Below are 24,228 nucleotides of genomic sequence, written 5' to 3' on the forward strand. Positions count from 1 at the left end.
TTGCAATGATTCAGCCGAACGAGTCGAGCTCGTCTCGATTACCTAGCGTGATCGAATTCTTTTCAAAGGACGTGGCGGAATTCAAGCAACAGCTTGCTCAACTTGAAAGCGAGATTGACAAGGATGCAATCCCGCAACGTGGAGATGAGTTTCACAAGCGAACGCTTGCCGCATTTCAACAATCTCAAACCGCTTGTCGCAATTTCGAATGCGCTCACGAAAATGATCCTGAATTGATCAAGGAAGTTCAGGCGCGTTTCCGTGAAGAAACGAATCCCTGGTTCTCGCTTAGTTGGATCGGTAATCGTGCTCGCACGAAGCCTAGCGGCTTTGCTGGCGACTACGAGATGCTGGTCAAACTATACGAAGAAGCCACACCAGCGCGAGGTTTAGGTGCATACCTGGACCTCTGCATTTCCGAACTTCCGTTGGCCAACGCGGTGCGCGGTCGTAAAGACCTCGTCCGTGAGTATCTGGAAAATGAAATCGGATCTCGCGAAGGTGATCTTCGGATCCTCGATATCGCTTGTGGTCCATGTCGCGAATTTCTCGATTGGCCGGAATATGCCGGTCGCAACATCGAAGTAATCGCCATGGACAACGATCCCGTCGCGCTTGAATACATCGAAGCCACAGTTGCCTCGCAACTTCCGCCATCGACAACGCTCAAACCGGTTCGTTACAACGCCATGCGTGCGCGGAACTCGGAAGCGACCAAAAAGAACTTCGGTACGTTCGATATCATCTACAGTGTTGGCTTGGCCGACTACCTGACCGATGAGCACCTGGTCGGCATCTTCGCCGGTCTCGGGGAATCGCTGAACGAAGGGGGCTGTCTGGTAATCGCCTTCAAAGATACCGAGCAGTATGACGAGACGCCTTACCAATGGCATCTCGATTGGTTCTTCTATCAGCGGACCGTAGATGATGTTTTGAACGTATACCAACAGGCCGGTTTCAATACCGACAAGATGGTACTGACTCGTGATCGGACGGGCATCATTGTCAACTACGTGAGTCGCAGTGCTCCGGATTGCATTCGTCGTATCGACCTGGCTGAAATGCCACGCTCGGCACGTGCGAAGAACACTCGGATCGCGAAGAACGGTCAGATCGTCGAGAACTAAAACCTAGTTCGCAGCGGTGCAGGTCCCAGCGGGAATGCTCACTCCGGGTGCCATCTCTGGAAGATTCGCATACACGAGTGCATCGTTCAGACGCTGATTGATGTTGACGATTTCTTCCTCGTGACGGAAGAACGCCTCGACGATATCAGGGTCGAAATGGGATCCGCTTCCCTCGCGGATAATCGCACAGGCCTTTTCATGCGAGAAGGCTTCTTTGTAAACGCGAGCAGTGGTCAGGGCGTCGTAGACGTCCGCCACTGCGACAATGCGGCCGCACAGCGGAATTTCTTCTCCCTTCAGCCCGTACGGATAGCCACTGCCATCCCACTTCTCGTGATGCGATGCGGCAATGTCTCTAGCAAATCGCAGGTAGGCCGCTTCTGGCTGCTCTTGGACGGCAGCATCCAGCGTGTGAAAGCCTACGAGCGTATGCTGCTTCATGATCTCGAATTCTTCCGACGTTAATCGGCCCGGCTTCAGCAACACGTGATCGGGAATACCTACCTTGCCAATGTCGTGCAGCGGACTGGTCAGGTAGATCGTGCGGACATAGTCGGCATCGACAATGTCGGCGTACTTAGGCTGGCTCGCGAGATCTTCGGCCAACAAACGCGAGTATTCTCGCATGCGTTCCAGGTGAGCGCCTGTCTCAGGGTCGCGTGATTCCGCGAGCTTGGCCAACGCAAAGATGATGACGTTTCGGCTTTCTAACGAAACAATGCGATTCGCTGTGCGGAGCCGGATTTGCAGTTCTTCCGGGTCGAACGGCTTGTTGACGAAGTCGTCGGCACCGGCTCGAAGACCACTGACCAGATTATGTTTGCGGTCAAGCGAGGTCAGCAGAATGAAATAGACGTAGCCGCTTAAAGGACGCTGTCGCACACGACGGCAAAGCTCTACGCCTGACATGCCCGGCATTTGCCAGTCCGACAATACGATACGAATGTCCCCCTGGCAGATCATTTCCAGCGCTTCGTTTCCGTCGCTGGCGGTCAGGACCGGAATACCCAACGCCTCGAGAACGTCCCGTAGCATGCCAAGACATGCCGGATCGTCGTCTACCAATAAAATGGGAGCTTGCGTGGTGTCTCGGTCATGGATGATCATTGGCGGTCCCCTACGCGTCGCTGCGAGATGATGTCCGTCAAACGGTCATACTCTTCGCGAATATCTGATAGCGATTCGTCTACGTTTTGCAGACTTCCTTCCGCCTTCTGCTCGAGTTTTGTCGCAATCTCGGCAAGTCGGTCTGCAGAAACCGTCAATGAAGTTCCCTTGATGCGATGCGCTATTCTCGCAACTTCCTCCGAGTTTTGCTCGTCTGCCGCAGCTTCCAGTGCTTCCAGATCGCCAACCAGGGCCTGCTGGAATCGATCCAATGCTTTCTCGACCAGATCGATTCGACCAATACAACGGGATGTCAATGTTTCCCAATTGATGGACTGGTCAGTGGAAAAAGTGAGCATTGGTTGCCAATTCATTCGCAGTCTCCCCGGGTTAAAACCTGTGCACAGATAAGAGCTGGCGTGCAACTTTCCGGATATCTTCCGAAAGATAGGTTACATTTCCCCGAGGGTCAAAATGATACGCAATTCGATGGCAATTCGAGCATATTTGGCGTAAATCCATGTGGTTACTTAAGTAACCGCTTATGGATTCCGCGCGAATAACGCAATTGTCTCCGGTTTCACTAGTAGCGAATCTGGACGCCCAACAGCAGCGAATGGGCGTTGATTCGGTGCGACATCGTGTCGTTGCCACCGAACGGAGGCGATGGGAGTGGCCCCGAAACTTCCGAGTTCACCAGGTAGACATAGGCCAGGTTGAGCTCGACGTTTTCAGTTAGCAGACACCCAGCACCCAGGGCGATGTTATGCGTCTGGATCAAAGGGCTGGCAATGTTCGTAAACACGTCTTCCGAACCGATTGGGTTCTGGTTGAAGTTGTAACCTGCGCGAAGTTTCCACAGTTCGCTCAACTGGTACTGCGCACCGATTGCCCCGGCGAAGACGCTTTGCCAACCGAGGTCTTTAAAACCGGCCGTATTGGCATAATCGAAATAACGCACATCGGCGGCAAAAACCCAACGTTCCCAGCCGTAGTACCCCAAGCCTCCAGAGAGGATCAGTGGGTAATCGAGATCGAAGCCAACAACGCCCGACGAAGTGAAGAAGCGGAACTCTTCAAACCACTGCGGACTCTTCACCGTGAAACCAGCTCGCCAGCAGTTCGGGCTCGCGTAAAAAACACCACCCTGGATACCACCACCCCAGTGAACACGGTTACCGGAACCAGCGGTCGCCGAGGGCGTGATCGCCGACGGACCGAGTGGATCGAACATCATACGAGCGGCCGTGATCGTTGGAGCGATACCGACCGACCAGCGTTCACCAAGCTGCATCGAGATCGTCGGTGCAATCTGCATGATTTCTGCGTCGGCGAAGACAGGGCCTGATGCCAACAATGGATTGCTCGCATCCATCGGCATGTTGTTGCGAAAACCGCCGATGCCATAGACACCCATTCCGATCGTGATCGGTGTTCCTTCCAGGTGATCGACCCAACCAACCGATGGAATCACGGCGACGCCCGCTTCACCATTGGTGGTGTGGGTCGAGCCGCCGACGGTCGAAGAAAGTTCGATATCGGCCAGCAGCCCTTCCATGCCGAACGAAACTTCGTCCTGTTCGAGATAGCTGATCGATGCGGGATTCCAGTGCAAGGCACCAATCGCGTCAAGAGGAGCTGCCGTACCGGCACCACCCATCGAACGATTCACCGGTCCAACACCCGTTACTGCGATCCCTTGGGCCGAAGCCATCGCGATCGATGTCAAAACCAGAAATGCCGCCACCAAACCAGAGAAGAGATTTCGCATGCCTGCCGCCATATAGTCCGACTCGCCTGAATGGGTAAAGCGAGAAGTGAGGATCTTACCTGTACGCGGGATGCCATCGACGAAATCGCTGGTGCTTCCTCAGGTTTTTCGTCGACTCTGTCAGGGAAAAAGCGGCGACTTCCCGCGAGCAGTATCGGTTTGCACGATCAAACGCGTTGAAAACACCTAGTGCTATCAGTTTTCGTGCTGGCATTGGCATGCGTCAGAGGGGGTATGTCGAGGTCGCGAGTAGGTCTTTTTCAAGGGGCGGATCAAGTCGTAATCTGCTGCCCTGACTGTGGTTGAGCGAATCCCCAATCGGGGCCCAAAGAAAAAGCTTTACCCGAATGATGTCACGTGGTATCTTGAGATCGTTCCGTGAACCTATCTCCGATGCTCCCTTACCTCGCTCTCACCGAAATTCCACAAAGGTCGTGCTCGTGAAAACCTGGTCGCTCGCTCTTGGCTTGATCTCGCTTCTGACTTGCCTGGCTCCAACTGAAGCTGCCGATCCCATCCGAATTGGACTGATTGGTCTTGATAGCTCGCACGCGGTTGCCTTCAGCAAAACGATCAACGCCAACAACGGCCCAGCCTCGCTGGCGAAGGCCAAAGTGGTCGCCGCTTTCCCAGGCGGAAGTCCCGATCTTTCGACGAGCACCGACCGCATCGAAGGGTTCACTAAGCAGATCGAGCAAATGGGAATCGAGATCGTTCCATCGATCGACGCACTGCTGAAGAAGGTCGATGCCGTCATCATCAACAGCGTCGACGGTCGGGTTCACTTGCAGCAAGCGATGCCCGTGCTCGAAGCAGGGATTCCTGTTTTCATCGACAAGCCGCTGACCGCCTCGCTGGAAGAAACGAAACAACTGATCGCCCTCTCGAAGAAGACTGGCACGCCGTTCTTCTCGGCATCGACGCTCCGTTACTGTCAGGAAGTGATCGACATCAACAAGGACGAGGTCGTCGGCTGCGTCGCCTATAGCCCCAGCAAGACCGATCCCACACATCCCGACCTGTTCTGGTATGGAATCCACGGCGTCGAGACGCTGTTCACCGTCATGGGGCCAGGCTGTCAGACCGTCCAGCGGACCAAGGTCGAAGGAGTCGAAGTCGTGACCGGCGTCTGGGCCGATGGCCGGGTCGGTACGTTCCGTGGGATTCGCGATGGTTCGTATGGTTACGGCGTCGTCGTGTTCGGAAAGAAAGACATCCAGCTCACCAAGATCAAAGCCAAGTACGACCTACTGGTGGTCGAGATCGTCAAATTTTTTGAAACGAAGCAGCCTCCGATCGCACCAGAACAAACGCTGGAAATCATCGCCTTTATGACCGCCGCCGACCAAAGCCGTGACGCCAATGGCGAAGCGATTTCCATGGCTCCGCTGCTGAAATAACCAGGTCGATTCGCTTGCTGGTTCTCCCTTAATACAACTGATCCACCGCACAAGGTTTTCCCAATGACGCACTTGAATCGACGATCCTTCCTGGCTGCCGCTTCCGCCACGGCGATGACCACGTTCACGTCAAGTCCCAGCTTCGCTGCCGCCAACGACGAACTTCGCGTCGTCGTGGTAGGTGTGAACGGTATCGGCCGAACCCATCTCAACGGCTTCTCTCAGATCTCGGGCGTACGGGTCGTGGGGGCATGCGATGTCGATAGTGCAGTCCTCGGTCAACGTGCCGAAGAGCACCAAAAGAAGTTCCAGCAGAAGCTGAAGACTTACAACGACATGCGTCGGGTGCTGGACGATCCAGATGTCGATGCCGTCGTGCTGGCGATTCCGAATCATTGGCATGCCTTGGGCACCGTGTGGGGCTGCCAGGCAGGTAAAGACGTCTACACCGAGAAGCCTTGCTCGCACAACATCTGGGAAGCAGGCCAGATGAAGAAAGCGGCCGACAAGTACGAGCGTATCGTTCAAGTCGGCATCCAGCGTCGCAGCTTCACGCACCTGCAAGACTTCTTCCAGGAAGTTCAGGCAGGCGCCCTCGGTAAAGTGAAGCAGGTCAAAGGGGTCTATCTGACGCGCCGCGATTCAATCGGCAAGCCAACCGGAGCCCTCAAACCACCAGCCACCGTTAACCACGATATGTGGTGCGGACCGGCTCCGACCAAACTAGAGCGAGCCAAGTATCACTACGACTGGCACTGGTTCTGGGATTATGGCAACGCAGAACTGGGCAACAACGGCCCGCACATTCTCGACCTATGCCGCTGGTCGATCGGCGCCGAAGAGTTTCCGACCGCAGTCAGCAGCGTCGGTGGTCGCTATGTCTGGGACGACAACGGCCAGACTCCGAACACACATATTCTGCGATATGAATATGCCAAGGCCCCAATCACATTCGAGATCCGCGATCTACCCACCGCGACGGGCAAGAAGGATACCTGCAAGTATAAGGACATCAGCTATGGCATCGTTGTCGAAGGCGAAGACGCGACCTACGTCGGCTTTGATACCGGCAAGGTGATCGATCCCGACGGCAAGGTCATTCGCGAGATCACTGGCAACACCGGTAGCGATGGCGGGCGTCAGTTGCATCGCGAGAACTTCGTAAAAGCGGTCCGATCGCGAAACGCCAGCGAACTGAACTGCGACGTCCGCACCGGGCACCTTTCGACCGCGCTGTGCCACCTGGGGAATATCTCGCACCGCCTGGGTGAGTCAGTTTCGCTTTCGTCTTTGAACAATCAGTTGCAAGATCAACCGCTCGTTCAGGAAGCTGCGAAACGGATGGAATCGCACCTCGAAGCGAACGGAGTCGATCTGGCATCGGCCCAGGTCGAATTCGGCCCGACCCTGGCTATCGACCCCAAAACCGAGTCGTTCCCGCAGAGCGAAGCCGCCAACGGCCTCCTCAAACGGGAATACCGAGCGCCCTACGTGGTGCCGGAAGTGGTTTAATCGAAACTACTTCGTTCAGCCTGCGGGACTTGATAAGGCGTAGGGGCTTTCCGTATTCTGGAGAGCCAGACCTGCACCTTACTAACCAGTAGCTTCCTGTCCTTAGCGGCAAGCGGCTGGGCCTCGCGGATGAACGAAGACTCATGGCCGATGAACCGAGAAAAGTCCGACTGCTTGATATTGCCAACAAGGCGGGCGTAAGCCGCGCAGCCGTCGGGCACATCTTGAACAACTCGGGAGCGGACTGCGTTCGCGTTTCGGAAGCGACCCGCGAAAAGGTCTTGAAGATCGCGGCCGAGCTGGACTATCGCCCTAACCGGGCCGCCCAGCGACTGCGTGGTATGCCAACCAAGATTGTGGGCGTGATCCTCGACACGGTGAACATGGCGGTCTTCTCGGCTCGTCTGGCGGCGATCGAAGCGGAAGCCCATACCCGCGGCTACCGTTTGATGATTGGCCAGGTGCACCACGATCCGGACGAAATCAAGACTTACCTGGACGATTTCATCGATCATGGAATGGATGCCATTCTGTGCATGTTCGATGTAATGCAAGATATTCGCCCGAAACTGAAGAAGGTGTTTCGCAATCGCGAGCACATCATTCTGCACTCGAGACCGATCTTGAAGACGCAGGCCTGTGTTCGTGTTGAAACCTCTTCGGCGATCGAACAACTGGTCGACCACCTGGCGGATCGAGGGCGTGAAAAGATTGCGATCCAGCTTTGGTCCCCTACGGACCATTTGATGTCGATCCGCAGCGATGCCTGGAAAGAGAACGTCAAGCGACGCAAGCTGGCCTCGTCGAGTTCCCTGATCTGGACCAACCCTGAAGCGACCCAAAAGCCATCACGTGAAGCGATCGACGACTGTATTCAAAAGCTGGTCGTGAAGAACGGGGCGGACGCCATCATTGCATCGAATGACGAATGGGCCGTGCGAATCATTCAGGGACTGGAGCGACACGGATGTGCGGTGCCGAAAGATGTTGCCGTGACGGGTTACGACAACCTGGACATTGCCGACGTGATCGAGCCAGGGCTTACCACCATCGACCAATGCCATGCCGAGTACGCCAAGCAGGCACTCGATCTGGTTGAAGAATCGCTCGCCGGAACGCTGACTCCGGCCAAGAAGCTTCGGGTCATTCGCCCGAAACTAGTAATTCGCGAATCGAGCTAAGTGGTCGTCGCTTGATGACCACCATTCTGCAACGGCATTTTGGCCCGGAGCGGGGCAGGGGGCATATACAGCCCCAGGAACTGCAGCGGATTGACTCGCGTTAGTGATTCGACCTGGGATGCGGTCAGTCCAAGATGGAACCGCAGGTTCTTCGCCATTTGCTGCATCGTGGTCGCAGAACCGACCAGGTGGCTATCGTCTTCCGCACGGGGCACACCATCTTCGCCGACGGTGACCTCTTGATCTCCCAGGGCATAAACGCCAGGGCCACAGCCTGCGGCTGCGATTGCATCGGAGACGACGAAGGCCCGTTCGAGGCCGACGATTTCCAAATAGTTCTTGAGCGCGAAGAAGGGGACATGCGCTCCATCCGCAATGAAACCAAAGTGCAATCGATCGGACCGACTCAAGGCTCGCTGAATGATATTGTCGTGACGATCCATCAGCCGAGGGCAACCATTCCCGAGGTGCGTAAACATTGACAAACCAGCATCCAGCGCAGCATCCAACTGATCGAGCGTTGCGTTGGTATGCCCTGCGGAAACGATCACGTCTTCATCGACCAGACGACGCGTCACCGACTGATCGGCATCTTGCTCTGGCGCCAAGGTAAACACGCGAACGAGTCCTTCGCCTGCCTCAAGCAGCGGGGCGGTCTTATCCCATGTCGCCTGACAGGCAGCAGTCACCGGATGAGCGCCGACATAGCCGGGTTCCGTACTGATGAATGGACCTTCCACATGGAACCCGGCGATCATCCGCCGCAGTAGCGGATCGGTCTCGCGCAACCGAGTAATCCGCGCGATACGAGCCGTCATCCGAGCAACGTCGTCCGTGATGATCGTGATCAACACGCTTTCCACGTTATCTCGCTCGAGGCCCAGGCAGGCGGCCTGTAAGTCTTCCTCCGAGATATCGTCCTGATTGAAATCAACGCCGTAATAGCCGTTGATCTGAACATCGATGAATTTCGCGCGCGACATGCTGGATTCCGGTGGGATATCAGGAGAGCGGGGAAGAGCTAAGGAGTGAAGCGGAAGCATTATCCAGATACATCCAAGTATCGCCGTGGGTCTGCAAGATAGAAGCAGGCACATCCGGCGATACCGAGCCCTGCAAGCTATTGCGTACCGCTTCCGCTTTTCGCTGATCCGGGACACTACAGATAATCGTCTTGGTTTTCAGGATCTGGCGGCAAGACATGCTAATCGCCTGTTTTGGCACGTCATCGATCGACGCAAACCAGCCCTCGCCTGCTTGCTGCTGGCGACAAGCTTCATCCAGCTCGACAACCAGGTACGGCGTTTCGGTCTCGAAGTCGGCCGGAGGGTCGTTGAACGCCAGGTGACCGTTCTCCCCGATCCCGACGAAGGCCACATCAATCGGATGATCCACGATAATCGCCCCTAGTTGATCGCACATTTCTCGTGGCGACTGCGACATGCCATCCACAAAGTAAAACTGCTTCAGCGAGACTCGCTGCACGAATCGCTCTCGTAGGTAGCGGACAAACGAGGCCGGGTGCTGATCGTTGATTCCCAGGTACTCATCCAGGTGGAAGCCAGTCACGCGGCTCCAATCGATATCAGGCTCAACAATCAACGCCGCCAAGGTTTCAAACTGCGACGCCCCTGTCGCGACAATAATGTTAGCCGATCCACGCTGGGCAATTGCCTGACGAATGGCTTCGGCTCCTTGCCGAGCGGCCGCCAGGCCTAAACTCTTCGCGTCTTCCAGAACCTGTATTTCCATCGCTTGCCTTCAGCGTCCTACGTGTTTTTCCATGTTGTGAAGCACCGCAATGATGCCTCGTGACATCATCTTGACAGACTCAAGGGTGATGTCAACCGATATTGATCAAATCGTCCTGGCTTGAGTTTACGCATTGTAAAGTCTTCCCAGGCTCCCTTGAGAAGGATGTCTACCTCCCCCAATCAGGAGATCATCTGTCAGGATTCCAAGAATTCCGATCGTTCGCTTCGCTTTTCTGTTTGCCAGCGTGATGTCAGCTGATATCATTTTGCCTGTTGCGAGGCGAAGAAGCAAGAAATATCAGCCCAATTTTTGAGCGATTGATTCCTTGAATCGAGCAATTGCCATGCAATGCCATCGAGAGTTTACGCGAATCAATCCCCCATCTCCGGATGGTTTTGAGCGTATACCTCTGCCGTTTCGCAATAAACACCCCGTCGATGCAATAAATAGACATTATCGGCGCAAGCTTTGCATCACACCGCGTCATCCCTGTGGGGAGATGTGATGCTCGAGGCGAAGAGATGTCGAGTTCCCTTCCGGCCCCATCGTTCGGAGTTTTTTTGGCCTGGGTGATATCAGCTGGTATCACCTCGTCAGGCGGTTCCCGTTCATTATCTCTTCTTTCCCTTTCAAAGGCCTTTTCGATGAAACAGAATCGCGGATTTACGCTGGTTGAATTGTTAGTAGTGATTGCCATTATCGGTGTGCTGATTGCCTTGCTGTTGCCGGCTGTGCAACAGGCTCGCGAAGCTGCCCGTCGCATTCAGTGCAGCAACCACATGAAGCAGCTGGGGCTGGCGTTTCATAACTATCACGACACCCACGGTCGCTTCATGACCGGCGGGATGCAGACGGCGAAGGCTTATCCGATGGGCTGGGTTCCCCGTTTGTTCCCTTTCATCGAACAAGATGCCCGCTACGAAGCGATGGAATCGCTCAATAAAGATTACCTGGTCACACGTAGCAGCTATCGCTACGACGACATGGACAATCCGATCTGGGGAGCCGTTCCGAATATCAGTTGCCCATCGTCGCCTCAGGGAGAACTGGCGTCCGATCAGACGGGCAACACCAATCACCCTTATCAGCATCTGCAAGGTTCGCTGCATTACCGAGGGAATGGGGGCTCTTACGATCTCGATTATCACAACGCGGTCACATCGGGACGCGTTGGCTATTCGTCGTCCGGCATCTTCTATCCTGAAAGCCGAACCCGTTTCGCCGACATTACCGATGGTACCACGAATACCTTTTTGCTGGGTGAAACTTCCAGCTCGCAAAACTGGCCGTCGACCATGGTTACCGGTTTTGGCGGCCTAAAGCCATGGACCTGGGGTTCGTACCGATACAGCGCGGCCGAGTGGCTGATGATCGACCACAAGATGGTCCAGTTCCCAATCAACTATTTCGGCAGCTTTACCACCAGTTCGACGCCGTTCGGCAGCCATCACCCCGGTGGGGCGATGTTTGTCATGTGCGACGGCAGCGTCAAGTTTCTGCCAGAAACGATGAACCTCGATATTCTGAAGGCGGTTGCTTCGCGTCAACATGGTGAAGTAATCCCAAGCCTATAACCGAACCAGGAACCCTCAGCCGGCTCCCCGGTTTCCCTGCCGGTGGCCGGCTCTTCTCTTTCGATCTCGTTTCCATTGCATGGCGATCTTCCGAATGAACCATCGAACTGTATGCTTGTGGTCCGTGGGGGTCCTTTCGGCAACGTTGGCCCTGACTGGCTGCGGCCCAAGTGGCCCTGAAATGGGCGATGTCTCGGGTAAAGTCACGTACCGAGGAAAGCCCCTGCCGACCGGAACCATCACCTTCATCCCAGAGACCGAAGGCATGCCGCGAGCCTTTGCCGAAATCAACTCCGATGGAACGTACGTGGCTGAAACCAAACCGTTTGGCCGGGGCGTTCCCCTGGGTAAACATCGCGTCATGATTTCAGCCGTCATCGACCATGGCCCCAACCAACAGGTCGAACCGATCTTGCCTCCCAAGTTCAGTAGCGATCGCCAGTCTGGCTTGACCGCGGATGTGGTCCCGGGCGAAAACATCTTCGACTTTTCTCTTTGAAATCTCGCCCCTTTGCTGGCGATAATGCAATCCCTACCCTAGCCCTCCCCCGAGCAACCGCCGATCGCGAATGGCTGCTGCTCGTTTCGCCTGAAAGCGAGTCCCTCATGTCTGAAGCGGCAGCGGAACCCCAAAGCCAAATCTCTTTATTTCGTGTCGTCAAAGCGATTGGGCCGGCCATCGTCGTCGCTTCGGTGGTTCTCGGTCCTGGCAGCATCCTCTCGAATTCCAAAGTCGGTGCCGCCTATGGCTACAGCATGATTTGGGTGCTGGGGCTCGCCTCGTTATTCATGGCACTAACCGTATTTCTTGCGGCCGTGCTTGGTACCAGTTACCAGCGAACCCCCTTCACCGAAATCGCCGCTCGCCTGGGACGTCCGGTTTCGTTCCTCATTGGCGTCGTGTTCTTTCTGATCACGAGTTGCTTCCAGTTCACGAATAACCTGGCCATTATCGATGTGATCAACATCGCGACCGAATCAACCACTTCCGACGGAGCGACCGTCCAGGGCTCGTGGTTGATCCCTCTTTTCGCGATCGTTCTGGTCAACTGTGGACTGGTTTGGGCCCTCTATGGCAGCAGTGCCCCTTACCGCTTCATCGAGAAGTTAATGATGCTGATGGTGGGACTCATGCTTATCGGCTTCGTCGTGAACCTGCTTTTCGTCAGTCCCTCGGTTCCTTCAATCCTGAAGGGAATGGTCCCTTCGATGCCGACCGGCGGAAATTCTTCCGAGAACATTGTGATGCTGCTGGGGATGTTCGGCACCACGTTTTCTGTTGCCGGGGCCTTCTATCAGATTTACGCAGTCCGCGAAAAGAAGTGGACCAAAGACGACCTCGCCAACGGCATCATCGACTCGATCGCGGGGATCGCGGTTTTAGGGGGGATAAGCTTTATCATCATGATCACCTCGGCAGCGGTCCTGAAAGGAACGCAGTTGAGCAGCATCACAGACGTTGCCATGCAACTGGAGCCATTGATCGGCCCGAGAGCGAAGATCATGTTCTGCCTCGGGATTTCAGCCGGTGCGTTTAGTTCGCTATTGGTGAATGCCCTCATCGGCGGAACAGCGTTAAGCGACAGCCTTGGTTATTCGGCCAGTGTCAGCGATGCCCCAGTCAAGTTGTTCACTGTGGCTGGGCTGGCGATTGGCATGTTGGTGGCCATCGCCATCCATTGGCTAGGCATGTCGAGCGTCAGCCTGATTGTCACGGCCCAGGCTCTGACCGTGCTAGGGGTGCCACTGCTAGCATTCGCGATGCTTTTTCTGGCGATTCACCTGCCCACCTCGATCCTGAAGGTGGTCGCCGTTTCGATCGGGTCGTGTTCGCTGGTTCTGGCAACGATTTTGTCGGGACGCATGATCTGGTCGCTGCTGGAGCGTTTCGGATAGGCCCCCTAAACAAGGCACTTCGACGGGGATTGGGGTTCGGGAAGCGAATCGAGTCTGGTAATATCGCTCCACGCTAGTTGCCAGCGTATGCTGCCAAGGACAGGTATCCCCCATGAGTTCGCCCCTTCGCCGATTGCTGATTGATATCACTCACACCGCGTTGCAAGGAAGCGACACGGGAATTCAGCGTGTTGCGCGCTGTCTGGCGAAGGAAGCAATCGCTTATAGCCAGCGGCACGATACCCAGGTCGAGTGCCTCCCGGTGATCGTGGTCGATGGCAAGTTCGTCGAAGTCGATCGTTGGTGTGCGGCCCGTGGCTATCGCAAGGCGAAGCTCGATTTAGGGGAACTTCTACAGAAGCTACCTCTGTTCGGACCGACCAGCCCATATCGAATTCGGCTCAACCGTATCGGCAACCGACTCGAAAAGCTACTTTATCCCCGTACACTCGATCGCAAGATCCGCGAATGGGTCCAATCGACCCGGCCTCCTCATGTCCCGGTGAATCCAGGCGAAGGGGATGCCATCTTGATGCCAGATGGCTGGTGGGATCTACCACACATGTTCGACGTCGTTCAGGAGGCGCGCCAGAACGGTGCCCGCGTCGGAGCGATGGTCCACGATCTGATCCCGATTCGTCATCCTGAGTTCTTCGACGAACGGATGCGGATCAACTTCACCGAGTGGGTGACACGTTTGATTCACTCCATCGACTTCCTCGTCGGTGACGCCCAGGCCGCCGAAGATGATCTGTGGCAGTTCAATCAGGAACAAGGCTCTCCGCTTTCTCGCGATCAGGTCGGGCACGTCCGCCTTGGCTGTGATATCGGTCCGCGAAAAAAGGGAGATGCCCAGAAGGTGCGAGCCAACTTGCGGCACCTGTTTGCCGACCGGTCGAAGGCACCTTATCTCATGGTTTCGACCATCGAGATTCGCAAGAATCACACCTACCTGCTCGACGCTTTCGACCGCTTGTGGGCGGATGGGCATGATGTTTCGCTAGCGTTGGTGGGACGCATTGGCTGGAAATGCAAGGACCTGATTCAACGAATCCTGAATCACCCCGAGTCAGGCAAACGGCTGCATCTGCTGAGCGATATCGACGACAACACGCTGAACTATATCTACGACAACAGCAAAGCATTTCTCTTCTCATCGAAGGCAGAAGGCTTTGGTTTGCCGATTGTCGAAGCGCAGCACCACGGGCTGCATGTGTTCGCCAGCGATATCCCGATCTTCCGCGAGGTCGCCGGCAGCGGAGCTCACTTCTTCTCGCTGGACGAACCTGGCGATCTCAGCCGGCAAATCGTGCAGTTCGAGAGCCAACAAGGCTGGACGACCGAACCCAAGGTAGAGGTCGTCAACGAGCCTTGGAGCCAGGTATTTCCGAAGCTGGTCGATGCGGTCGGTCGCCTCTACGGCGATACCTCAAATGCGAATAATTCCGCTGAGAAAGCCGCGTAGTCCGGAAGGGCGTGATTGGCATTTTCTGATCTTGCGAAATTGGCTATTCTCTCGTGTCCTAAGGATGGGACCCCGTTTCTAATAGAAATAGAACGACTAAGAGCACCACAAATCATGGCGAACATCGCGCTCATTACCGGAATCACGGGCCAGGACGGTTCGTATCTGGCCGAACTTCTGCTGGAAAAGGGCTATCAGGTCCATGGTTGCTATCGCCGCACCAGCACAAACTCTTTCCAACGTATCGAACATCTGCTCGACCAGGTCGAAATGCACTGCACCGATCTGATGGATCAAGCATCGCTCGAGCGACTGGTCGCCAAGGTCAAACCGACCGAAGTATACAACCTGGCCGCCCAAAGCTTCGTCGGAAGCAGCTGGGATCAGCCAATTTTGACGGGTGAAGTCACCGGCTTGGGCGTAACCCGCCTGTTAGAAGCCATCCGCATGGTCGACACCTCGATCCGCTTCTACCAGGCAAGCAGCAGCGAGATGTACGGCAAGGTCCACGAAACACCTCAGCGCGAAACAACTCCGTTCCATCCACGCAGCCCTTATGGCGTCGCGAAGGCTTACGGCCACTGGATGACGGTCAACTACCGCGAAAGCTACGACATGTATGCTTGCGGCGGTATCTTGTTCAACCACGAATCGCCTCGCCGCGGCCTGGAATTCGTGACCCGCAAGATCAGCGACGCCGTTGCTCGCATCAAGCTGGGCATGGCCAACGAAGTTCGCCTGGGCAACCTTGAAGCCCGTCGTGACTGGGGCTTTGCTGGCGACTACGTCGAGGCTATGTGGCTGATGCTGCAGCAAGACGCTCCCGTCGACTACGTAATCGGCACCGGCGAAACCTACCGTGTGGGTGACTTCGTCCAGATCGCCTTCGAGCGAGTCGGCTTGAACTGGGAAGATCACGTCGTTATCGATCCAAAGTTCTATCGCCCTGCGGAGGTCGATCTGCTTCTAGCCGATCCAGCCAAAGCCCAGGCCGAACTGAACTGGACGCCTAAGATGCCATTCCGCGAACTGGTCGAAACCATGGTCGATCACGACCTGGCTCGCCTTTCGCTGGTTGCCAAGCCCGACCTGAAGGTCGTTCGCAAATCGGCTTAGTAGACATTCAATCGCCAATACAACAACCACAAAGCCAGCAGGTTTCGACTTGCTGGTTTTTTTTATGCGCTGACGTTGCCTCGATCGTGGCAAAGCCTCTTACCAGGCCGGCTATCCGCCAGAATGCGTCAGAGCGTCTTTCAGGCACGCAGCCTTCGCGATGACTCAATGCATGAAAAAAGCCTCCGGCGATAAGCCGAAGGCTTTAAGTGCGATTGAGCGGGCGAATAGGTCTTAGAAGCGAACTCCGGCGGAAGTAACCACACCGAAGAAGCCAAGATTGCCTTCCTCGCTGCTGGCATTGCCCACGCCATTCCAGAACTGCCCTTCCATGGCAACGGTCGCATACGGCTGCCAGACATTGGTTGGGCAGCAGCTTTCCCACGCCAGACCGAGTTGAATCTCGCCCACCGTCAGCAGGTCGTCGCGGCTGGTCGAACTGCTGGTGACGTAGCTGGTTGACAGATCGAGGTCTTCGCCCGCCGCCAACGTGCTTGAGGCTTCTCCGAACAGCAGCGATCCCCGTCCCTTTGTGTAGAAGGTGAGGCACTGGTTCAGCGGCAGCGAGGCATACAACGACATCGTTGGGCCGAATCCGCTGTTTCGATGCGAGTAGTCAAGCTGTCCGCTCAAAGTACTGCTGACGTTCCGCGTTTGAGCGAAGTACGACTGGTCGACCTCGGCATAGCGAACGCCGCCAGCGACTCCGATCGTCCAAAACGAAATGCAGCCTTCTTTCATCAGTTCGACATCGATCGAATAAGCCGAAAGACCTGAGCTAGCAGAGAACGTGCTGCCAGGCACCGTTGTCGAGATATCGACATTCTGAAACGTAGGTGGCGTAATCGTTCCGAAGCCATTAGCGGGTGGATTGACCGTCAGCGCGTCGGGATCGTGATCGTATCGCCACCAGGTAACTTGCAGCGAGAGGTTATCGTTCATCTCGAAGCCAGCGTAAACACGTGGCGAGAACTGCAATCCCGAATCGAACTCGACCTGGGTGGAATTCTCGAACGTGGTGCCGTCCGATTCGGTCAGCGTGTAAGCCACATTGCTGCTGAACGATGGCATCAGGAAGGTCGCCTCGAAGCCAGCGAACCATTTGCCACAAGGATTGCAGGTATCGCTATAGCAACCAGCGGCCGGCACGCCGTAGTTATCGACCATCATCTCGCCCGGCGAATAGATGGTCTCTCCGACGACTTGCTGTTGAACGTGGGTGGTCTGCACGACTTTCGATGGAGCCGCCGTTGTAGGGCGAGTTTCCTTGGCAGCCACGCGAGTTGCCGCCGGTCGGGCATTCGCTGAGACCTGCAAACGACGTGGAGAACCGGCCAGCACCGACTCACTCGTCGATGTCGCCTTCTGTGCCATCGCCAACGGCGAGATAAGAAGGATCAGACCTAAAGCAACCGTGAAACGAACGATACGCATCCTGCAATCTCCACAAACAGACCTGGGGACATTGCTCCGAATCCATCCAGAGAATCTCCCTGGTATCGGTTATCGGTAAACTGCGCAGGTTATTCCAACTATTCCGGTTATAATCTTTGTACGGCCGCTAGCTGCTGGCTGCCGTCAGCGTCACAACGAACGCTTCGTCATCGGCTAGCGGTGGCTCGCCGTCGTCAATTACCAGCACACGGAAAGAGACCGGCCCCGGCAAGTCGTCTGCCGTCGGGGTCCAGCGAATGACGGCATGGTTGTTGTCGATCTTCTCGATTGTGGCCCCAGCCGGAGAGTCCTCGGCATCAAGGATATAGGTCAGCGTGTCCCCTCCGTTGGGATCGGTGGCGGTGATCTGAATCACCAGTTCGACACCGACCTGAGCCGTCTGATCCGGGATCGGTTCCATGTCTGGGGATAGGTTTGGCTCGAAATCCCCGACGTAACATGCCAGGTACATGCCGTCGTGATCAACCGCTCCATCTCCGCTGAAGGCGATGGCAAAGGCCTCGTCGGTGGCGGCGATACTCGATGCCCGTTGATGACCGAATGCTCCGTTGGCGGTCGACTCGTTCACAAAGAACTCGTCCGCCAATACCGGAGTCGTTTCCGATAGATCGATTTCCCGGGCCTTTACATTCCAGCCGGTGCCATCTTCGATCCCGTCGGTCCAAGCCACCACGACCGAACCACTGGAAGTCGCAGCCAATTTGACTTCGTGCTGATTTCCTGCCGAGGCGGCATTGATTTGAAATTCGCCTCCGATCGCGGCTCCGCTGCTATCGATCCGCTGACCGAACAGGTCCCAGTCGTTGCCACCTTGCGAACGGCTTTGCCAGGCAACCACGAAATCGTCGCCGACTGCCACGAGGCTGGCGTTCGATTGGCTGAGCTCGGTCTCGGTGTTCACCAGGAACTCGGTCCCTGACTTCACTCCGGCGGCCGTGAATGCCTGACCATAGATTCCCCAGTCGCTGCCATCTTGATGACGACTGCTCCACGTCACCATGATCTGCCCAGAGTCGTTAATCGCCACGTCGGCGTAAGCTTGCTGGTAGATGGTGGCGGTATTGACGAGAAGTTCCCCGGCGACGGCCTGACCGCTGCTGGTGAACTGGCGAAGAAACACGCCGTCGAAGTCTCCACTGCCGACGCCATCCCACACAAACGTGGCGGTCCCATCCTCGGCAACGGCAACCTGGGCGTTCTGCTGCGAACCGCCGGTGGTCTGATTGATCAAGACTTCGCCCGTGATCGCCGTGCCGGCCGCATCGTACCAGCGGGCAAAGATCCCGGCCCGATCGCCAGCGCCACGTCCTTCCCACACCACCAGAAACCCACCCGAAGGCAACTGAGCCACCGAGGCATTTGTCTGCTCGCCAGCGACGGTCTGGTTGACCAGCTGCGGGCTGCCAACGACTTCGCCGTCGGAATCGATCCTGCGGAAATAGATGCCATCGGAGTCGCCCAAGCCACGGCCGGAATAGACTGCGACGAGCTCGCCACTTTCGAGATAAGCTGCCGAGTCCCCTTCTGATCCGACCTGATTGCCAATTGTCGGATCGTTGACCAATTGATCCGCGACAATCGAAGTCGCACTAAGGACGCGGCGAGTTTCCAGCAGCTCGCACGAGAAGATTCGAGATCGGGAAAGCATGAGGGCGTGGGCCAGTTAGGATGAATGAAAGACGATGATGATCCATCATAATTACCGTTTGCTGGCCTTCATCCTGAAATAGCCAGTTTCCCCGGAGGGCCCCACGAAGACGACCGCGTGGGAAGTCTTCGTGGGCACATCGGTGAAATTACATGAACGACTCGTCGAGGACTTCGTTCAGGGCCTGATCGAATGCTTCCCCTTCCAGGGATGCCGCCGAGTTATCGACCACCGTCACGATGAACGTTTCGGAGTCGGCCAGACCACCACCATCGGCAACCAGCAACGTGATGGTGTAGGTGCCGGCCTGGGTCGGAGTCCAGGTAAACGTTCCGCCCGGTGTACCACCACTTGGATTGCTGATGGTCGGCTGAGCGATCTGCGCCGGAATGTTGCTCGCTTCCGCATCGATCAGGAAGGTGAACTCGTCGAACGTATTATCCGGATCGGTCACACTGACGGTAAACGAGAACTCTTCGTTCAAGTTCACTTCGACAGCCGTGCCGGTATCGTAAGGACTTGGCAGAACCATGTCTGGCGAGTCGTTATCAGGCACAACGATGATCGTCGAGACCGCGGCAATGCTATCGTTGGTTCCATCGCTGACGATGATCGTGATGGTTCGATCGGTCGTACCAGGATCTTCCGAAGCGTTGTCGTAGGTCAGCGTTCGCAGAACCAACTCGTAGTTCGCCAGCGTATCGGTTCCGGTCAACGTCAGCGTCCCGGTCGCATCGTCATACGAGCTGGCCGTAATGTTGGTGCCGTCCGTGACCACAGCCAACAGTTCGGTTCCATCGACTTGGTGATCGCTTAGAACGATCGTGGCCGATTCGAGGTTCGTGCTATCGCTGTCGGTGATCGACAGATCGGTATCGACCACGTCAACAGCTCCGGTACCTTCGATGAAGGTATTGCTGAAACCAGTGCCGGCGTCGTCACCATTCAGGTCGAGAACCGGGGCTTCCCCCCCCAAGGTCACCGTAAAGGTGGTTTGATCGGTCAGTGGCGTGGTGGCATCGTCATCGCTGACCACGACCACAAAAACGAATGGCCCGGCTCCGTCGCTTTCGGAAGGAGTCCAGGTAATCTGAGCTCCCTTGTCGCTCGTCTTGGTGATCGTCGCCGAAGCGGGAATGTTGCCGCTGGGGTCGGTGCGATCGAACGAGAACGTCAGCGAAGCGGTATCCGGATCGGTCGCGGTGATATTGACCACCATTTCCTGGCCAAGGGTCGCCGTCTGATCGGCGATTGAGTCCAAAGCGGGTGGATCATTCACCCCAATTACCGAAACAACGGCCGTCGCCGAAAGGCTGTCGTTCGTTCCGTCACTCACCACGATCTCGATCGAACGATCGGTCTCGGTTGGATTCTCCGACCCATTGAAGTAGGTCAACGTGCGGAGGACGGCCTCGTAATCGGCCAGCGTGCCGGTACCGGTCAGGGTGAGGACGCCCGTGGCCGAATCGTAGCTGGTGGTGATTGACGTGCCGGTCGTATCGACCGCCAAGGTCTCGGCGTCGCCATCCAACAGATTGGTGATGGTCACGGTTGCCGATTCCAGTTCGGTTGAATCGGCATCGGTAATCGCCAGATCGTTATCAACGATCACGACCGGCGTGCTTTCTTCCGTGTAGCTGGCAGTGAAGCCAGTTCCGCTGTCGCCGCCATTCAAGTCGACGACTGGAGCTTCGGTCACTAGCAACTCGATGGTCAGCGACGTGGTTGCCACGGCACTATCGGAATCGCCGTCGTTCACCGTAATCTCGATCGTTCGCAGGGCGGCGTCGATTTCAGTCGCGGTGTTGTTGTAGGTCAGCGTTCGCAGAACGAGCTGATAGTTGGCCACCGTATCGGTACCGGTCAGGCTCAGGATGCCTGTGGCGGAATCGTAACTGGCAGTGATGCTGGTTCCGGTGACATCCACGGCCAAGACTTCGTCCGTGCCGTTGGGGAAGTTCACCAGTTGGACGGTCGCCGATTCCAAGTTGGTGCTGTCACTATCGGTGACGGTCATTTCGCTATCGACCACCGCAACCGCACCACCTTCTTCGGTGAAGGTTGCTTCGAAGTCGATGCCAGTCTCATCACCGTTCAGGTCAACGGCTGGCGCAGCCCCTGTCAGTGTGACGGTGAACGACTCTTGATCACTCAGCGGCAGGTCGCCATCGTCGTCGGTGACTAGCACTACAAAGACAAACGGGCCTTCGCCATCACTTTCAGCCGGCGTCCACGAAATGACCGCGGTGGTGTCGCTAGTCTTGGTGATGGTAGCCGAAGCAGGAATGGTGCTGCTCGGGTCGTCGCGATCCAACTGGAACGTAAGCGTGTCGCCGTCCGGGTCGGTCGCCGTGATGGTGATCTCGAACAGTTGACCAACCTGGGCGACCTGATCGTCGATCGATTCGAGGTCTGGCGAATCGTTCGTGCCGACAACGTTCACCAGGGCGGTTGCTGCAACGCTGTCATCTTCGCCGTCGTTCACCACGACCGAGATCTCACGTTGCGTTTCATCTGGATTCTGCGAGCTATTGTCGTAAGTCAGCGTACGAAGCACCTGCTGGTAATCCGCCAGGCTGGCCGTCCCTGAGAGGGTCAACACGCCGGTCGCGGTATCGTAACTGGCCGTGATCGAAGTGCCGGTCGTATCGACCGCCAAGACTTCCGCATCGCCATCGAGCAGGTTAGTGATGGTCACCGTTGCCGAAGTCAGTTCGGTGCCATCGGTATCATCGACGGTCAGATCAGTTCCGACTATCGCGACCGGACCGCCATCTTCGGTGAAGGTCGACTCGAAATCGATTCCGGTACCTTCGCCATTCAGATCGACGGTTGGAGCTTCGTTGGCTGCCAGCGTAACGGTAAAGGTTTCCTGGTCGCTCAATGGCAAGGTCGCGTCATCGTCGGTGACCAACACCACGAAGACGAACGGGCCGGCACCATCGCTTTCCGATGGCGTCCACGAAATGACCGCCGTGGTATCGCTGGTCTTCGTGATCGTGGCCGAGGCTGGAATACTGCTGTTCGGATCGTCGCGATCTAACTGGAAGGTCAGTACGTCCCCATCGGGATCGGTTGCAGTGACGGTGATCTCGAACAGTTCACCAACAACCACTTGCTGATCGGCGATCGGTTCAAGATTTGGTGGATCGTTCTCGCCAACCACGTTCACGAAGGCAGTTGCGGCCAAACTATCGGAATTGCCATCGTTGACGACGACGGTGATCTCACGCTGTGTTTCGTCTGGATTCTGCGAACTGTTGTCGTAGGTCAGCGTACGAAGGACCTGCTGGTAGTCCGCCAGGCTGGCCGTACCTGAGAGAGTCAGCACGCCGGTGGCCGTGTCGTAGCTGGCCGTGATCGAAGTACCGATCGTGTCGACCGCCAGGACTTCCGAGTCGCCGTCCAAGAGGTTCGTAATCGTCACCGTCGCCGAGGTCAGCTCGGTGCTGTCGGTATCGGTCACCACCGCATCGGTGTCGACAATCACAACTGGGCCGCCATCTTCGGTGAAGGTCGATTCGAAGTCGACACCTTCATCCTCACCGTTGAGATCAACGACAGGCGACTCGTTGGCTTCCAGGGTGACCGTGAAGCTTTCCTGATCGCTCAGTGGCAACGTTGCGTCATCGTCGGTGACCAGCACCACGAAGACAAACGGGCCAGGACCATCGCTTTCCGATGGAGTCCACGAAATGACCGCCGTGGTGTCGCTGGTCTTCGTGATCGTGGCCGAGGCTGGGATGTTACCGCTTGGGTCGTCGCGATCGAGCTGGAAGGTCAGCACGTCGCCATCCGGATCGGTTGCGGTAACGGTGATCTCGAACAGTTCGCCGACGGTGGCAACCTGGTCACTAATCGGTTCGAGATCAGGCGAATCGTTTTCACCGACGACATTCACCAGGGCGATCGCGGCGACGCTGTTATCTTCGCCGTCGTTCACAACGACTGAGATTTCACGCTGCGTTTCATTTGGGTTCTGCGAAGTGTTGTCGTAGGTCAGCGTACGAAGCACTTGCTGGTATTCGGCCAACGTGCCGTTGCCCGAAATGGTCAGCACACCACCTACATAGGATGCCACGAGCGAGGTACCCGTCGTATCGATGGCCAGCACTTCGGCATCGCCATCGAATAGGTTCGTGATGGTCACCGTGGCGGAAGTCAGCGTCGTGCTGTCGACGTCGTCGACGATGGCGTCGGTATCGACAATCGCGACCGGGCCACCATCTTCGGTGAAGGTCGACTCGAAGCCGGTGCCGGCGTCTTCGCCATTCAGGTCGACCGTCGGAGCATCGTTGACGGCAACGACTGAGATCTTCGAGACCGCTTTCACGCTGTCGCTGTTACCGTCGTTCACGGTAACTTCGATCGTGCGAACCGTTTCGTCCGGCGTATCGGAAGTGTTGTTGTAGGTCAGCGTTCGCAGAACGGCCTGGTAGTTGGCCAGGGTATCGGTACCCGTAAGCGTCAGTTCGCCGGTCGCCGAATCGTAGCTGGCGGTGATATTCGTGCCGGTGACGTCGACCGCCAGGCTTTCGGCCGTGCCATCAGGATGGTTTGTCAGGACGACCTTCGCCGATTCGAGATTCGCGCTGTCGCCATCGGTCACCGTCAGGTTGCTACCAACGGCCGGCACCGCGCCGCCATCTTCGGTGAAGGTTCCGCTGTAGCCGGTACCGGCATCGGGACCATTCAGGTCGACCGAAGGGGATTGATTGCCGGTCGCGGAAACGACGATCGTGAAGACTTCCGAGTCGGCCAGAGGGGTCGTTCCTCGGTCAACGGCGATCACGATGATGCGATAGGTACCGACCTGATCGGCGGTTGGGGTCCAAGTAAAGACGCCATCGGTCGTGATCTTGGCTCCGACCGGCGTATCGGTACCGATGTCCGGATCGAGCAGCAAACGAATCGCGTCCCCGGTGGGGTTATCGTTCGCGTCCAGATCGACTACGGTCGCTCCGTTGGCGAAGAGGTCGATGGTATAGGCCTGACCAACGACGATGTTCTGCTCGGAAATCGCCGAGAGATTGAGGTCAGGCGGATTGTCGTTTCCAGGAACGCCCGAAGCGGTCAGCACGACGCGAGCTTCCAGGGATTCGAGCTGCGAGGATCGAGCCACGTTAGCGCGGCGGCGGGATTTACGGGTGTGGTTGGAGTCGGAGCGCAGAAATCGAGCAAACGATCGTTTCGACATTGAGAAATGCTTCCATGCGGTGCC

The 24,228-nt window shown here is 56.5% G+C and carries 17 protein-coding genes; 9 read left to right on the forward strand and 8 right to left on the reverse strand.

The genetic code is table 11. The features are described from left to right. Positions 1-233 precede the first annotated feature (233 nt). Positions 234-1,127: a class I SAM-dependent methyltransferase gene (locus AB1L30_RS09770; protein ID WP_367013227.1), complete on the forward strand. Its 894-nt coding sequence runs from the start codon at positions 234-236 to the stop codon at positions 1,125-1,127. A 3-nt stretch (positions 1,128-1,130) separates the two neighbouring features. Here AB1L30_RS09770 and AB1L30_RS09775 read toward each other — a convergent pair whose 3' ends face one another. From AB1L30_RS09775 to AB1L30_RS09785, 3 genes are all read right to left on the reverse strand, one after another. Further along, positions 1,131-2,234 (reverse strand): HD domain-containing phosphohydrolase, encoded by a 1,104-nt coding sequence (locus AB1L30_RS09775; RefSeq protein WP_367013228.1) that lies wholly within the window; start codon positions 2,232-2,234, stop codon positions 1,131-1,133. Then, complete coding sequence (locus AB1L30_RS09780; RefSeq protein ID WP_367013229.1) at positions 2,231-2,608, reverse strand: Hpt domain-containing protein; 378 nt, start codon at positions 2,606-2,608, stop codon at positions 2,231-2,233. Before AB1L30_RS09780 ends, AB1L30_RS09775 begins: the two co-directional genes overlap by 4 nt. Before the next feature lie 209 nt (positions 2,609-2,817). After that, positions 2,818-4,005, reverse strand: coding sequence for an outer membrane protein transport protein (locus AB1L30_RS09785; protein WP_367013230.1), 1,188 nt, complete (start codon positions 4,003-4,005; stop codon positions 2,818-2,820). A gap of 440 nt (positions 4,006-4,445) precedes the next feature. Here AB1L30_RS09785 and AB1L30_RS09790 point away from each other — a divergent pair, with 440 nt between their 5' ends. The 3 genes from AB1L30_RS09790 to AB1L30_RS09800 all read left to right on the forward strand — a co-directional run bounded on the left by AB1L30_RS09790 (position 4,446) and on the right by AB1L30_RS09800 (position 8,098). Next, positions 4,446-5,405 carry a Gfo/Idh/MocA family oxidoreductase gene (locus tag AB1L30_RS09790; RefSeq protein ID WP_367013231.1) on the forward strand — a complete coding sequence of 320 codons (960 nt, stop codon included), beginning with the start codon at positions 4,446-4,448 and terminating at the stop codon, positions 5,403-5,405. A gap of 63 nt (positions 5,406-5,468) precedes the next feature. Beyond that, positions 5,469-6,917, forward strand: a complete 1,449-nt coding sequence (locus tag AB1L30_RS09795; protein ID WP_367013233.1) for a Gfo/Idh/MocA family oxidoreductase — start codon at positions 5,469-5,471, stop codon at positions 6,915-6,917. Positions 6,918-7,060: 143 nt separating this feature from the next. Beyond that, the gene (locus tag AB1L30_RS09800) at positions 7,061-8,098 is read left to right on the forward strand and encodes a LacI family DNA-binding transcriptional regulator (RefSeq protein WP_367013234.1); all 1,038 of its coding nucleotides are present in this window, start codon (positions 7,061-7,063) and stop codon (positions 8,096-8,098) included. Here the strand turns inward: AB1L30_RS09800 and AB1L30_RS09805 are convergent. Both AB1L30_RS09805 and AB1L30_RS09810 read right to left on the reverse strand, forming a co-directional pair. Beyond that, a complete protein-coding gene (locus tag AB1L30_RS09805; RefSeq protein ID WP_367013235.1) occupies positions 8,095-9,081 on the reverse strand; it encodes an N-acetylglucosamine-6-phosphate deacetylase in 987 nt (328 codons plus the stop codon). The genes AB1L30_RS09800 and AB1L30_RS09805 overlap by 4 nt on opposite strands. 19 nt (positions 9,082-9,100) lie before the next feature. Continuing rightward, on the reverse strand, positions 9,101-9,850 hold the full coding sequence (locus AB1L30_RS09810; RefSeq protein ID WP_367013236.1) for a glucosamine-6-phosphate deaminase: 750 nt from the start codon (positions 9,848-9,850) through the stop codon (positions 9,101-9,103). Positions 9,851-10,497: 647 nt separating this feature from the next. Between AB1L30_RS09810 and AB1L30_RS09815 the strand changes: the two genes are divergently transcribed. From AB1L30_RS09815 to gmd, 5 genes are all read left to right on the forward strand, one after another. Next, positions 10,498-11,427, forward strand: coding sequence for a DUF1559 domain-containing protein (locus AB1L30_RS09815; protein WP_367013237.1), 930 nt, complete (start codon positions 10,498-10,500; stop codon positions 11,425-11,427). A gap of 94 nt (positions 11,428-11,521) precedes the next feature. Then, positions 11,522-11,926, forward strand: coding sequence for a hypothetical protein (locus tag AB1L30_RS09820; RefSeq protein WP_367013238.1), 405 nt, complete (start codon positions 11,522-11,524; stop codon positions 11,924-11,926). A 107-nt stretch (positions 11,927-12,033) separates the two neighbouring features. Then, positions 12,034-13,323, forward strand: a complete 1,290-nt coding sequence (locus AB1L30_RS09825) for a divalent metal cation transporter (protein WP_367013239.1) — start codon at positions 12,034-12,036, stop codon at positions 13,321-13,323. A 112-nt stretch (positions 13,324-13,435) separates the two neighbouring features. Next, the gene (locus tag AB1L30_RS09830; RefSeq protein WP_367013240.1) at positions 13,436-14,788 is read left to right on the forward strand and encodes a glycosyltransferase family 1 protein; all 1,353 of its coding nucleotides are present in this window, start codon (positions 13,436-13,438) and stop codon (positions 14,786-14,788) included. Positions 14,789-14,902: 114 nt separating this feature from the next. Then, positions 14,903-15,904, forward strand: coding sequence for a GDP-mannose 4,6-dehydratase (gene gmd / locus AB1L30_RS09835; RefSeq protein WP_367013241.1), 1,002 nt, complete (start codon positions 14,903-14,905; stop codon positions 15,902-15,904). Between the two features lie 234 nt (positions 15,905-16,138). On the opposite strand, the gene AB1L30_RS09840 is transcribed toward gmd, so the two are convergent. The 3 genes from AB1L30_RS09840 to AB1L30_RS09850 form a co-directional block, all read right to left on the reverse strand. Then, positions 16,139-17,338, reverse strand: coding sequence for an Lpg1974 family pore-forming outer membrane protein (locus AB1L30_RS09840; protein WP_367013242.1), 1,200 nt, complete (start codon positions 17,336-17,338; stop codon positions 16,139-16,141). A 127-nt stretch (positions 17,339-17,465) separates the two neighbouring features. Then, entirely contained in the window at positions 17,466-19,007 is a 1,542-nt protein-coding gene (locus AB1L30_RS09845; RefSeq protein ID WP_367013243.1) for a hypothetical protein, read from the reverse strand. Positions 19,008-19,155: 148 nt separating this feature from the next. Beyond that, positions 19,156-24,204, reverse strand: coding sequence for a putative Ig domain-containing protein (locus tag AB1L30_RS09850; RefSeq protein ID WP_367013244.1), 5,049 nt, complete (start codon positions 24,202-24,204; stop codon positions 19,156-19,158). Between the last annotated feature and the right edge of the window lie 24 nt (positions 24,205-24,228).

Origin of the sequence: Bremerella sp. JC817, assembly GCF_040718835.1 — a bacterium.
Lineage (GTDB): Bacteria > Planctomycetota > Planctomycetia > Pirellulales > Pirellulaceae > Bremerella.